Origin of the sequence: Chryseobacterium oranimense (assembly GCF_900129755.1) — a bacterium.
GTDB lineage: Bacteria > Bacteroidota > Bacteroidia > Flavobacteriales > Weeksellaceae > Chryseobacterium > Chryseobacterium oranimense.
Genome location: NZ_FQWT01000005.1, coordinates 187,199 through 201,424, shown reverse-complemented (window position 1 = coordinate 201,424; position 14,226 = coordinate 187,199). Strand labels below are relative to the sequence as shown.

7 protein-coding genes are annotated in these 14,226 nt (G+C 40.4%); 6 read left to right on the top strand and 1 reads right to left on the bottom strand.

Annotated features, from left to right (window positions below):
- Positions 1-426 precede the first annotated feature (426 nt).
- Positions 427-2,433: an NAD-dependent DNA ligase LigA gene (gene ligA / locus BUB03_RS15905; protein ID WP_073064957.1), complete on the bottom strand. Its 2,007-nt coding sequence runs from the start codon at positions 2,431-2,433 to the stop codon at positions 427-429.
- Positions 2,434-2,671: 238 nt separating this feature from the next.
- On the opposite strand from ligA, the gene BUB03_RS15900 reads away from it, so the two are divergent.
- From BUB03_RS15900 to BUB03_RS15875, 6 genes are all read left to right on the top strand, one after another.
- Positions 2,672-5,758, top strand: a complete 3,087-nt coding sequence (locus BUB03_RS15900; RefSeq protein WP_040996517.1) for a TonB-dependent receptor — start codon at positions 2,672-2,674, stop codon at positions 5,756-5,758.
- A gap of 62 nt (positions 5,759-5,820) precedes the next feature.
- The gene (locus BUB03_RS15895; protein ID WP_040996515.1) at positions 5,821-6,567 is read left to right on the top strand and encodes a glycerophosphodiester phosphodiesterase family protein; all 747 of its coding nucleotides are present in this window, start codon (positions 5,821-5,823) and stop codon (positions 6,565-6,567) included.
- Between the two features lie 447 nt (positions 6,568-7,014).
- A complete protein-coding gene (locus BUB03_RS15890; protein WP_073064954.1) occupies positions 7,015-9,987 on the top strand; it encodes a SusC/RagA family TonB-linked outer membrane protein in 2,973 nt (990 codons plus the stop codon).
- 11 nt (positions 9,988-9,998) lie between these two features.
- The gene (locus BUB03_RS15885) at positions 9,999-11,441 is read left to right on the top strand and encodes a SusD/RagB family nutrient-binding outer membrane lipoprotein (RefSeq protein ID WP_139258889.1); all 1,443 of its coding nucleotides are present in this window, start codon (positions 9,999-10,001) and stop codon (positions 11,439-11,441) included.
- Between the two features lie 59 nt (positions 11,442-11,500).
- A complete protein-coding gene (locus BUB03_RS15880; protein ID WP_083538968.1) occupies positions 11,501-13,066 on the top strand; it encodes a calcineurin-like phosphoesterase C-terminal domain-containing protein in 1,566 nt (521 codons plus the stop codon).
- Between the two features lie 413 nt (positions 13,067-13,479).
- The gene (locus BUB03_RS15875; protein WP_040996513.1) at positions 13,480-14,193 is read left to right on the top strand and encodes a 3-ketoacyl-ACP reductase; all 714 of its coding nucleotides are present in this window, start codon (positions 13,480-13,482) and stop codon (positions 14,191-14,193) included.
- The last annotated feature ends 33 nt before the right edge of the window (positions 14,194-14,226 follow it).

Genomic DNA, 14,226 nt, shown 5'->3' with positions numbered 1-14,226 from the left:
TGTAGAAATATGGAGAAAAATATGGTTATTTAATAATCTTTACTGCTTTCCAAATAATTTAAATTTTGGCTAAAGCCATTGAACGGAATTTTAAAAAATAAACGGGCTAAAGCCCGTTCCTATTGAATATATTTACCACACTATAAAAATCTGCGTTATCTGTGCAGTCTGCGAAATAAAAAATCTTAAATCATTATAGAATAAAAAAGGAATATCAATTAAAAGCCCGTTCATAATGAAAATATTTGCCACATTATAAAAATCTGCGTTATCCGCGTTATCTGCGAGATAAAAACATCTCCAAGTTTTATAAATCTGTATCAACTATTTGTTTTTGCCATCACAACTCAACACCATGAGGTTTGGATATATAAAAAAAACATTGAAATTGAATCTCAATGGTTTAATTTATTATTTGTTAAGGTATTATTGTTTCTCTATCAGATCCAGGAATTCCTGCTCGTCCAGAATGGTAATAGTTCCGATATCCTGAGCTTTTTTCAGCTTGCTTCCCGCCTTTTCGCCTACTACAAGGAAATTGAGGTTTTTAGAGACGGCAGAAATATTCTTTCCGCCATGCTTTTCCACCATTTCCTCCGCCTGTTCCCTGGTAAATAAAGATAATTTCCCGGTGAAAAGGAAAGTTTTTCCTTCCAGAACATTAGAAAGGACTTCATTGGTGCTTTCTCCCTTTTCAAGCTGCACTCCGTAAGATTTCAGACGTTCGATCATCAGGATGTTTTCCGGGTTGCTGAAGAATTCCACGATACTTACTGCAATCTTGGAACCAATATCTTCCACCTGGCAGAGCTCTTCTACGGTAGCTGCTTTCAGCTCATCAATAGTAGCGAAATTTTTCACCAGTTTTTTGGCAACCGTTTCACCTACGTGCTTGATCCCGATTCCGTACAGAACCTTTTCAAATGCAATCTCTTTCGACTTTTCAATCCCTGAAATAATATTCTGTGCCGATTTTTCTGCCATTCTTTCCAACGGAAGAAGCTGTTCTTTCGTTAAGGCATAAAAATCTGCCGGGTTTTCAATCAAACGTTCTCTGTAAAGCTGTTCGATAGTTTCGCTTCCTAAGTTTTCGATGTTCAAAGCCTTTCTGGAAACGTAATGGATCATTCTTCCTACAACCTGAGGCGGACAGTGAAGATCATTAGGACAGAAATGGATGGCCTGGTCTTCTATTTTTACAAGCTCGGTACCACATTCAGGGCAATGCTTGATATATTCTATTTCTTTGCTTTCTTCAGTTCTTTTTTCCGTATTGACGCCTACAATTTTTGGAATAATCTCGCCGCCTTTTTCCACATACACAAAATCATGTTCGTGCAGATCAAGTTTTTTGATGATATCTTCATTGTGAAGAGAAGCTCTTTTTACGATTGTTCCTGCCAGTAAAACAGGTTTCAGATTAGCCACAGGAGTAATCGCGCCGGTTCTTCCCACCTGGTAAGTTACCGTCTGAAGCTGGGTTTCTACCTTTTCGGCTTTAAACTTATAAGCCATGGCCCATCTTGGTGATTTTGCCGTGTAACCAAGTTGTCTTTGTTGCTGCAAAGAATTCACTTTTAAAACAATTCCGTCAATCTCAAAAGGGAGATTATGCCTTTCCGTATCCCAGAAACTGATGAACTCCTTCACCTCATCCATTGTTTTGCAGAGCTTTGCCTGCTGTGAAGTTTTAAAGCCCCAGCTTTGAGCCTGCTGAAGCAGTTCCCAGTGACTTTGTGCAGGTACATCCTCAGAAATGAACTGATAAAGTACCGACGACAGACCGCGTTTTCTTACCTCGCCGCTGTCCTGCATTTTTAAACTTCCGCTGGCAGTATTCCTCGGATTCATGAAAGGGTCCAGGCCTTCTTCTTCACGCAGTTTGTTGATCTTGTCAAAATTTTTACGGGTCAGATAAATTTCACCTCTCATGAAAAAATGAGGCGGGAAATCACCCTTTAAAGTAAGAGGAATATCTGAAATAGTTCGGACGTTAGCCGTAATTTCATCTCCCTGAAACCCATCACCACGCGTTACAGCCTGAGCAAGCTTTCCGTTTTCATACAGGATAGAAATAGAAGCACCGTCATACTTCAGTTCCGCAACAAATTCCACCGGATCATTGATCGTTTTGATAATTCTTTTCTCCCAGTCTTCAAGATCATCGAAATCATAGGAATTATCCAGGGAATACATTCTGAACTTATGCTGAATGGTAGGGAAAACCTTGGTGATTCCACCTCCTACACGTACAGTAGGCGAATTTTCATCATAAAATTCAGGATGCTTTGCCTCCAGATCACGAAGCTCTTCCAGCAGCATATCAAAATCATAGTCAGAGATGGTGGCTGCATCCAGAAGGTAATAATTTTCGTTATGCTGGTGAAGCTCTTTCCGGAGCCGTTCTATTTTTTGCTGTATGTTTTCAGGCATTGCTTTCTATCTTTTGAGCAAAAATAGCTAAACTAATTTCATTAAAAAATACCATAATTAAATATTATAGGCATATTAAAATACTGTAATATATAATAAGCTGCTGATTATCTTTATTTTAAAACACTTGTTTAAATTAATTTAACATAACGTTATGATTTAATTGAAAATTTGTTAAAACTCCCTTAAACAGGTAGTGGAGAAAGTCAAAATACCTTTGCACATCTAATTTGAAGAGATGAGAAAAGTAAAGATTGTACTAGGATTATTGTTTTTGGGATTTGGAACACTGGCTTATGCGCAGACTACGCAGGCTTCTATTGTGGGAAAAGTAACCGGGCTGGGCAGTACTGCCCAGGAAAAAGTGAAAGTAACGATCGTGAACGAGTCTACAGGGTTCAGGACGGAAACAGAGACCAACTCGAAAGGGGAGTATATTTTCAAAGAAATTCCTTTGGGCGGGCCTTATACGGTTATTGTGAACGAAGAAAAGAAAGAAGGGTATAACGTTAACTTTGGAGATCAGGTGACTGTTAACATGAGCCTGGGCGGAAGCGAGAAGCAGATAGACGAGGTAATTGTTACCGGAAACCTGAAAAACAAGATCGGGAACCTTGGTGCAGCTACAGCTATTTCAGCAAAGAATATCAGCATGCTGCCGGTAAACGGAAGAAACTTCACCAATCTTACAGAGCTTTCCCCGTTAAGTGGAAAAGGCGGAAACCTTTCCGGCCAGCTGGGTTCTTCTACCAACTTTACGATTGATGGAATGACGGCTAAAAACCCAACCTCAGCAGGATCTACAACCAGCAGAAGTGGTGCCCCGTTTTCTATTTCTATTGAAGCTGTCCGTGAGTTTAAAATTACCACCAACCAGTATGATGTAACGCTGGGAAGAAGTGGTGGTGGAACCGTAAGTGCCGTTACGAAATCCGGGACCAATAAATTTTCAGGAAGTGCCTGGGAATATTTAAGAACAAACTGGTTATCCAGCCCGTATGATATCAGAGGAAACAAAAGAGAAAACGACTTCTCCACTTCACAGTTTGGGTTTTCATTAGGCGGACCGATTATTAAAAATAAACTGCACTTCTTTGTAGCGTGGGATCACCAGCTGGATTCAAGGCCGTTGATCATTGCGGATATCAAGTCTCCGGAAGATGAGAAGAGATTTAATACAACCACCCAGACCCTGAACCAGTTTCTGGATATTGCAAGATCAAAATATGGGGTAGGAAATACCCCGCAGTTCGGAAGTTTCGACAAAGTAAGAAATTCAGATGCAGGATTTCTTCGTTTGGACTGGCAAATCAACGAAAAGAACTTATTAACGTTAAGGAATAATTTTACCTATGACCTTAATAAAAACGGATTGGCAGATAATACTGCAATCAATTTCTTTGAATCTTACGGGAATGATAAAAATCTGGATAACAGTTTACTCCTGACTTTAAGAACAAACGTTAAACCGAATATCACGAATGAATTAAAAGCACAGTATTTATATACTTTCCAGGACAGTTACCAGAACAATGAGTTGGGACATCCGGTTCCAAGAGCTGTTGTAGAAGGAGTGGCTTCCAGTGTTGGATCTACCAATATCCAGATCGGGGGACACCGTTTCGGTCAGGAAGGTTTCAGAAATAATGTATTCCAGATTGTAGATAACTTGTATTATAACACGGATAAGGTTAAATATACTTTTGGGGCAGACATTATGTACACCCGATCGAAATCTATCTACGGAAGTGAAGTGAACGGAAGATTCCAGTTCCAGGGAATGACGAATTTCGCCAACCTTACCCCTTATAGATTCTACAGGGAAGTTCCTTTAGTGGAGGACCCAGCTGTAAAATCCAGTATCTGGAATGCAGGAATATACGGACAGATCCAAACCAAAATAGCGACAGGCCTTGACTTCATGGCCGGATTAAGATTCGATTACGGAGGATATCCGAAAGCAGAATTCAATCAGAAACTGTATGACGAAATGGGAATCAGAACAGATAACCAGATCAAATCTTTTGTCATTCAGCCGAGATTTCAGTTTGACTGGAATATTAATGAAGGGAATAAAGATTTCGTGAAATTCGGGGCAGGAATTTTCTCTTCCGATATCAACAACTATATGATCATTAACAACCTTGTATTCGATGGAAATCATCTGGCAACAGTAGATGTGAATCCTACTAAAATTGGCCTGACTCCTGATTTTCCAGCGTACAGAAATGATTACGGAACGGTTCCTTCACTTTCACAATATCAGATTCCTACCATCAATTACACCGGAAAAGATGCAAAAATTCCAATCGTTTATAAAGCGAATATCTCCTATACTCACTTCTTTAATGAAAGATTCAGGGCCGGAATTGCAGGATATATGGCGCTGGGAAGAAACAATTACTTCTATTATGACAGAAACATGGTGGCCAATCCGTTTTTTACTTTAGCTAATGAAGGAGGAAGAGGAGTATATGTACCGGCCGGTACCATCATCAATAACGATAATAAAAGTGTGAGCATCGACTGGAAAGAGGGAAGAATCAACAAAAAATTCGGAAGAGTACTTGAGCTTGTAAGTGAGGGTAAAGTCAACCAGTACTCATTTGTGGTAGATACTAGCTACCGTTACTGGAAAGATGGGGAGATCACGGCAAGTTATACCTGGTCCGATATCAAAGACAATACTTCATACAACGGGAACGTAGCCAATTCGGCAACCCTTTCCACTCCGGTTCAGGGCGATCCCAGAGATTTAAGAATGGGCTATTCCGACAATCAGTTCAGAAATAAAATCGTAGTTTATGGTAACTCACCTACCATTGCAGGATTCACATTGGGAGTTCGTTATTCAGGAATCGGTGGAACGCGTTTCTCGGTAACAGCAGGCGGAAATATCAATGGGGATTTCGTAGATTCCAACGATCTGGCTTACATTTTCCCGGAAATCATTACCCAGCCGCTTCTTAATGATCCTGAAGTAGGACAGGCACTGAAAGATTATGTTGCAAAATATAACAATGCCATTGCAGAGCGTAACGGCGGTAAAAATGGCTTCTACGGAGTATGGGATGTGCGTGTTGCGAAGAAATTTAAGTTTGAAAAAATCGGAGCCCTCGAGCTTTCAGTAGATATTTTCAACCTAGCCAACCTTCTTAACAAAGAATGGGGCGTGAATAAATCTTACGGAAATATGGCTCTTTACAGGGTAACAAAATTCAATCAGGAGACCAAACAGTTTGAGTATGTGAAAAATACAAGCGGCCTGGCACCTCTTTCAGGCAATCCTTACCAGATCCAGATCGGGGCCAAATATAGTTTTTAACATTTAAACACTACCTTTATCAAACGTTTTTAAGTTTTTTATTAATTTATCAAAATTATATTATGAAAAAATATATCTTAGGGTTAGCAGTTTTAAGCACAGTTGTAATGAAGGCACAAACCCAGATTATTGCACACAGAGGCTTTTTCCAGGCCCAGCCGCCTACCACGGAAAATTCCGTAAAGTCTTTGGAAAATGCCCAGAAGTTAAAGATATACGGATCGGAATTTGATGTGAGAATGACCAAAGACGGTGTTCTTGTCATCAATCATGATGAGCATCATGGCGACATGGAGATCTCTGAAACTTCTTTTAAAGAACTGGAAGCAGTGAAACTGTCTAATGGCGAAAAGTTTCCCACCTTAAAAGATTATCTGAAGCAAGGCAAAAAAGATCCTTCATTAAAGCTTATCGTTGAGATCAAGCCTGCCAAAACTCCGGAAATAGAAAATGAGATCACTCAGAAAACCCTGAAAATGATCAGGGATATGAAGCTTGAAAACCAAACTGAATATATTTCATTCAGCTTAAACATCTGCAAGCAGATCAAAAAGCTGGAGCCGAAATTCAAAGTACAGTATTTGAACGGTGAGCTTTCTCCTGAGCAGATCAAAAACGAAGGTCTTGACGGAATGGACTACCACTACAGCGTTTTCCAGAAAAATCCTACATGGATCTCCGAAGCAAAAACTTTAGGTCTTATCACCAACTCATGGACAGTGAATGATCCGGCAGTGTATGAAGAGCTGAAAAAGCAGGGAATAGGTTTTGTAACTACAAATATTCCTGACCAGTTAAAGAATAAATAACAGATTTGCCCTGAAAATCAAGCAAATCTTCAAATGTACAGCCTGTCTCTTTTTAGGGGCAGGCTTTTTTATAATATAAGAAACATAGGATCATACTTTCGCTTAGTCAAATCAATCGAAGATGGATTCCTTCTTTGCATTTTCCAATCCGTGTTATAAAAATTAAACCTTTGCGTTAAACAAAACTTTATCCAGTGCTTGAAGTAGATATTTCTCCTGTTTAAAGAGGTTTTGTTTATTTTCTCAGAGAAAGACAATAAAGATACAGGAATGAGGCTGTAAAATAATATTAAAAATCATTAATTACTTAACTGTTTATTTATCAATTACTTATATTATATGTTAAACTTATGTTCATATTTTGTTTAATAATATTTTAATAAATGTTAAAACCGTGTTAAAGCCATCCCGGTAATGTCGTTTTAATTTTGCGCAAACAAAAAGGATATGCGTAAAGAGACACAAAAACTGCTGGTATTGTCGCTGTTAGGATTAGTCAGCGTCAATCTGGCGGCTCAGCAGAAGGTAAAAAAAGATACTGTAAAAGGCATTGATGAGGTGGTGGTCACCGCTCTGGGAATCAAGAGACATGATAAGTCTTTGGGATATTCTACTCAGACCATCAAATCAGAAGAAATTCTCAAAACCCAGAACAATAACTGGGCGCAGGCTTTGGAAGGAAAAGTAGCCGGGCTGAAAGTTCAGACAGCAGGCGCCGGACCTTTGGGAACCAGCCGTATTACACTTCGTGGAGACGTTTCTATGAACATGGGTAATAACGGGGCGCTGATCGTTGTAGACGGTGTGCCTTTAAGTGACAGGAAAACAGGAACCGGTACTTCGGCCTACGGCGCCGGTTCGGGAGGTGACCTTCCTATCGATTACGGGGACAGTTTCAACAGCATCAACCCGGAAGATATCGAATCCGTTACCGTTCTGAAAGGACCGAGTGCATCGGCATTGTACGGTTCCAGAGGTTCCAGGGGAGCCATTATGATCACCACCAAATCCGGAAAAACAAAAAAAGGGAAAATACAGATCACCTTAAACTCCTATACCAGCTTCGACAGCGTTCTAAAATGGCCGGATTACCAATATGAATACGGACAGGGAACAATGCAGAAAGACAAAGCAGGGAACTATTACTACTCATACGGAGCTTCCGCAGATGGGGTAAATACAGGATCAACCAGCAGCGCATTCGGGCCAAAATTTGACGGGCAGTATTACTTTCAGTACGATCCTTCGGTAGAAGGACAAAGCAAAGAAAGACAGCTCTGGAGACCTTATAAAAATAATATTAAAGATTTCTGGCAGACCGGAAGCACCTATTCAAACAGTTTATCCTTAGAACATTCTAATGAAACTACGGCCTTCAGGTCATCCCTTTCTTATCTTAAAAATGAATGGATGATGCCGAATACAGGCTTCGACAGGCTAAATGCAGCTGTTTCCGTTGATCATAAGATGAGCAGTAAATTAAGAGTGGGGACCAAGTTGAATTTCAGCCAGACCAAAAGTGATAATCTTCCGGCCACGGGCTATAACAACCAGTCGATCTCCTATTTCATGATCTTTCAGAATCCAAACGTAGACCTGGCATGGTACAGACCTATCTGGAAGAACGGGCAGGAGCAGGTAGACCAGATCCATCCATTCAGCTCCTATATCGATAATCCCTATCTTATTGCATATGAGAACCTGAATTCCACAAACAAGAAGATCATTACCGGAAATATTAACCTGAATTACCAGTTTGCAAAAAACTTTGATGTTGCTTTCAAATCCGGTCTGGAATGGAGCAATGAGTTCCGTACCCAGAGAAGGCCCTGGAGCTCTGCTAATTACCTGAAAGGCTATTACAGGGAGCAGTACATCAAGTATTTAGATTTGAATAACGATATTTTATTTACCTATAAAAATAAATTCGGAGACTTTGGCGTAACTGCTTCTGCCGGAGGAAACATAAGATATTATGAGCAGACTATGAGCGATTACAGGGCGATAGGACTTAATAAAGCAGGAGTATACCAGCTGACCAATGCCATTGCACTGGATAATAAGCTTCCGAAGCCTAATGACAATCAGGTGAACAGTATGTATGCACTGGCGAATTTTAGCTATAAAGACCTTGTTTTTGTAGATGTTACCGCAAGAAATGACTGGAGCAGTACACTTCCTAAGCACAACAGGTCTTATTTCTACCCGTCCGTGTCATCATCTTTTGTTCTGTCTGATATTTTTAAAATGAAATCAGACCAGTTTAATTTCTGGAAACTGCGACTTTCATGGTCAAAGGTAGGAAACGATACCTACAATTACATGTTGGATAAATACTATGAAAACAGCTCGTTTACAGGTTCCGTAGAATCTCCGTTGCTGTATCCCAATCCTGATCTGAAACCTGAAATGATCACCAATATGGAAGGCGGGATGGATTTTACGATCCTTAAAAACAGATTAAACTTTAACATTACGGCGTATCAGAACAATTCCAAAAATCAGACTATTGTCATCCCCGTATTGTATGAAGTAGGCTATAACAAAAGGATTATTAATGCAGGAGAGATCAGAAACAGAGGAATTGAAATGACCTTAAATGCTTATCCGGTCAAGAATAAAAACTTCTCCTGGAATGTAAGCGCCAACTGGTCTATGAACAGGAATAAAATTCTTTCCCTTCCTGAAGAATTCCACGGCGAGCCTTACACCATTGGGAGTGTAGGAGGTGTAGTGTATTATAATGCTGTAGTAGGTGGTTCACTGGGAGATATGTACGGTTATGGCCTGATGTATTCTCCGGACGGACAGGTAATTTACGGTAGCGACGGATTGACGGCAAAGCCAACGGAAATGAAAAAGATAGGAAATGCCTATCCGAAATGGAGAGCGGGCCTTCAGAACGAATTTAAATATAAAAATATTACGTTAAGCTTCTCATTTGACGGGCAGTACAAAGGAATTGCATATTCCCAGTCACACCACAAAATGTCTGAGCAGGGGAAACTTGAGCATACCCTTTGGGGAAGAGATAATCCGAATGGCCTTATTGTAGGGCAGGGAGTGGTTCAGAACCCTGACGGAAGCTTTTCACCCAATACGAAAGGGGTTCCTGTGCCCACTTATTACGGCGATTATTACAGAAGAGCGAATGTGGAAACCAATTCATTCGATACATCATTCATCAAGCTTAGAGATGCCAGGATTTCCTATTCATTCCCTAAATCGATCGTTGATCCTTTGAAGGTTACGGATATTACCCTTGCCCTGTTTGGAAGAAACCTTTGGATGTGGACGAAGTTCCCATTGTTTGATCCCGAGGCGGCAACCCTTGATGATTCTACCATTACTCCGGGGATAGAAATGGGGCAGCTGCCTTCTTCAAGAACAGTCGGTATACAGTTAAACGTTAAATTTTAAAAATCAGAACAATGAAAAAACTTATCTATATATCTTCATTTCTCATGCTTTTGGGAGCTGTGTCGTGCGACAGAAGCCTTGATGAGATCAATAAAGACCAGAGCAGGATCAATAAGCCGGTGGCAAGTTCCCTGCTGGTTCCTATTCAGTACAATATGGCCTCAGTAGGCTATAACAGGGCCAATGATTTTACATTCGACCTGATGCAGGTATCTCTGGATTTTCCCAATGAAGGCAACTCTTTGAGCCGTTACTATATCACCGAAAATACAGGTGCCGGATTCTGGAATAATTCTTACCGCTGGCTGAAGCAGGTAGACGACCTGAGAAGAGCCGCTGTTGAAGAAGGGGATAAAAACTACGAAGCCATTGCGTTGGTTCTGAATGCCTGGATCTATTCCAATCTTACAGACACCTATGGTGATGTTCCTTTCTCTGAAGCTTCCAAACTGGATGACGGGATTTTACAGCCTAAATTTGACAGACAAAGAGATATTTATGTACATCTGCTGGATGATCTGAAAACAGCCAATTCTCTTTTCATTACCAATAAAGTGCTTGCAGGGAATGACCTGTTTTATAAAGCGGAATCGGATGCGAACGGAATCACCAACTGGAAAAAATTTTGTAATTCGCTTTCTTTAAGACTGCTGACAAGGATCTTAAGTAAAAATGGTGAAGTGAATGTTTATGCAAGAATTCAGGAAATTATCAGTAATCCTACCGTATATCCTGTTTTTCAAAGTAATGCCGATGGTGCAAAGCTGGATATCACCGGAGTTTCCCCTCTGATGCCGCCTATCGCCAGACCCCAGGATTTTACCACCGGAAGAGCAGCCTCAGAATTTTTTGTAACGACATTGAAAGCCAACAACGATCCGCGTTTAGCGATGTTTTTCTCGCAGGCAAAAGATTTGAACAATGTCAATATAGGGTATAAAGGAGCACCTTCAGGATACGCTTTCGGAACCACTTTCGACTATCAGCCTTCAAACCTTAATCAGAATCTTGCCAAAGCACCTTTGAAAATTCTTGTCTATCCGTATGCTGAACTTCAGTTTATTCTTTCAGAGCTTGCCTTCAAAGGAATCATCCAGGGAAGTGCACAGACGTATTACGAGAATGGAGTAAAAGCAGCCATTGAACAGTGGGGAGCGGTGATGCCGGCTAATTATTTCAGCAATGCCAACGTAGCTTATAAACCTGAAATGGAAAGAATCATGATTCAGAAATATGTGGCACTTTTCTTTGTGGATCAGCAGCAGTGGTTTGAAAAAAGAAGAACCGGATTCCCCGTACTTCCCAATAATGGAGGTCTTCTGAACGGGAGTGCTATGCCAAGCAGGTTAATGTATCCACCCAATCCTAAGGTATTGAATACAGCCAATTACCAGGCTGCAGTTCAGCAGATGGGCGGCGATGATATCAATGTAAAAATGTGGTGGAATAAATAAGCTAAGAATTAATAAATAAAAAATTAAGAAAAGATATGAGTATCAGGATAAAACTTTTAATGCCTTGCGTATTGGTTTCGGCAATGGCGTTTGCACAGGATTCCGTTTCAGGATATGTGTTTGAAGATGGTAATAAGAACCAGAAAAAAGAAAACCGGGAAAAAGGAATTGAAGGCGTTTCAGTATCCAATGGAATCCAGGTGGTCCTTACCGATAAAAACGGGAGATACAGCCTGCCGGTTCAGGAAGATCAGACGATCTTTGTCATCAAGCCGTCAGGATACCAGACTGCTTTGAATGCTAATAATCTTCCGCAATTCTACTACCATCATAAGCCAAAAGGTTCACCTGCTGATTTTAAATACAAAGGAACTGCACCAACAGGGGAGCTTCCGAAAGAACTGAATTTCCCGCTTTATAAAAAAGACGAAAGCAAAAACTTTGATATTCTTGTTTTCGGGGACCCGCAGCCTTACACGGAAAAAGAGCTTGATTATTTCAAAAGAGCGATAGTGAATGAAGTAAAAAGTACCAAGAAAAATGCAGTATTGGGAATCAGTTTAGGGGACCTGGTAGGAGATAATCTGAGTCTCCAAAAACCTTATGCCGATGTGATGAAAGAGATTGGACTTCCGTGGTATAATGTCATGGGAAATCATGATATGAATTACGATGCCAAAGAAGACCGTTTCTCAGATGAAACCTTTGAGTCCAATTTCGGTCCGGCCAATTATTCCTTCAATTATGGAAATGTACACTTTATTATTCTGGATGATATTCTGTATCCGGACCCGAGAGATGGTAAAGGTTACTGGGGCGGATTCCGTGAAGACCAGCTGAAATTTGTTGAAAACGATCTGAAACTGGTTGATAAAAACAAACTCATCGTTGTTTCTTTCCATATTCCTTTGGAACATAAGAACGAAGATAATTTCAGAAACTCAGACCGTCAGAAATTATTCGATTACCTGACTCCTTTTAAGAATGCTCTGATTTTATCGGCGCACACGCACATCCAGCAACAGATTTTCTATGGAAAACAAGCCGGCTGGAACGGTTCAAAAGACCTTCATGAATACAATGTGGGAACCACTTGCGGCGACTGGTGGTCAGGAACATCCGATGAGATAGGACTGCCTACTTCAACCATGAGAGACGGAACTGCAAAAGGATACTCATTCATCAGCTTTAACGATAATCAATATAAGGTTAAATACAAAACAGCCGGAAAACCGGAAGATTATCAGATCAATTTATATGTTCCGAAAGTCATTCCTTTTCCTTCAAAAACTTCTGCGAAAATTCTGGCCAACTTCTTCATAGGAAGCAAAAAAGACAAGGTAGAATACAAAATTGACAACGGAAACTGGGAAGAAATGGAGTACGACGAATCAGTAGATCCGAATTTTGCCCTTTCCGTATTTAAATGGGATTCAACACAAACGTTGTTTCCAGGCAAAAGACCTTCCAATCCTGAACTATCAAAACATATATGGACTGCAGGTTTCCCTAAGAAGTTAGCTTTAGGAAAACATACCCTTGAGGTGAGAGCTTATGATATGTACGGAAATCAGTTTACGGCTTCAGAAGAATTCGAGGTGCAGAATGCGGTTCTTATTCCATAGCTTTTTATTTTTTTTACTATACTTTCTATTCAGAAACCGGTTTCATAAGCCGGTTTTGTTTTTTTGAGAACTTGAAATGGCTATGCTTGTAAACCACCCCGTCAAAAATTCTTTCAATTTTCGCCACCCCTCCATGGGAGGGGAATTTTGATCCGACGAATTTTTGCAGAATGATACCTCCGGTTTCTTAGAACTTACGTGAATTTTATCCTTAAACTTTAAACCTTGGACCTTGGACCTTGAACCTTAAACTTTAAATATTAAACCTTAAACCCTAAAATAACTTAAGTCTTAAAAATCCTTGTTGCTTGTATGAAAACCACAGTTTACTATTAAAATTCGGTTAAATCCGGATTCTATCGGTTCTTTAAAAATGTTCTTTCGTAAATTTGCAGTAACGAAACAATAGTATTATGAATATAAGCGGAAAAAATGCCATCGTAACCGGTGGCGGAAGAGGACTTGGAAAAGCAGTGGCCCTGGCTTTGGCCAATGAAGGAGTGCACGTTGCCATTACCGGCAGAAATGAGGAAAACCTTAAAATGACCGTGGAGGAGATCAAAAAGCTGGGAGTGAACTCTACCTATGCAGTTTTTTCTGTAGATAATGAAATTCAGGTAAAAGCCGGGATAGAATCTTTGGCAGAACAGTTGGGAGGGATTGATATTCTGATCAACAACGCAGGGATCGGGGATTTTGGAACTATCGAGGAAATGCCTTCTGAAACCTGGGAGCAGGTAATTAAAACCAACCTGTTCGGAGTTTACTACGCTGCAAAAGCAGCTTATCCGTTTATGAAAGCTAAAGGAGAAGGAGATATTGTAAATGTGGCTTCTACAGCAGGTTTGAAAGGCGGTCCCAACATGTCAGCCTACGCGGCATCAAAAGCAGCCGTAGTTTCCCTGTCGCAGTCTATGATGGCGGAATGGAGAAAGCAGAATATCCGTGTCATCACTTTAACACCAAGCACAATTGCCTCCGATTTAAGCATCCAGAGTGGACTTACCGACGGAAATCCGGATAAAGTACTTCAGCCTGAAGATTTTGCAGAATGGGTAAGGGATATTTTAAAGATGAACAGAAGAGCACTGATTGCGAACGGTTCTATTTTTTCTACGAATCCTTAGATGTTGCGGGTTACGGGATTCGTGATGCAAGAT

Bases quoted from the DNA above. Each gene is read 5' to 3' on its own strand.
- ligA (WP_073064957.1), bottom strand. From the start codon at position 2,433: ATGCCTGAAAACATACAGCAAAAAATAGAACGGCTCCGGAAAGAGCTT.
- BUB03_RS15900 (WP_040996517.1), top strand. From the start codon at position 2,672: ATGAGAAAAGTAAAGATTGTACTAGGATTATTGTTTTTGGGATTTGGA.
- BUB03_RS15895 (WP_040996515.1), top strand. From the start codon at position 5,821: ATGAAAAAATATATCTTAGGGTTAGCAGTTTTAAGCACAGTTGTAATG.
- BUB03_RS15890 (WP_073064954.1), top strand. From the start codon at position 7,015: ATGCGTAAAGAGACACAAAAACTGCTGGTATTGTCGCTGTTAGGATTA.
- BUB03_RS15885 (WP_139258889.1), top strand. From the start codon at position 9,999: ATGAAAAAACTTATCTATATATCTTCATTTCTCATGCTTTTGGGAGCT.
- BUB03_RS15880 (WP_083538968.1), top strand. From the start codon at position 11,501: ATGCCTTGCGTATTGGTTTCGGCAATGGCGTTTGCACAGGATTCCGTT.
- BUB03_RS15875 (WP_040996513.1), top strand. From the start codon at position 13,480: ATGAATATAAGCGGAAAAAATGCCATCGTAACCGGTGGCGGAAGAGGA.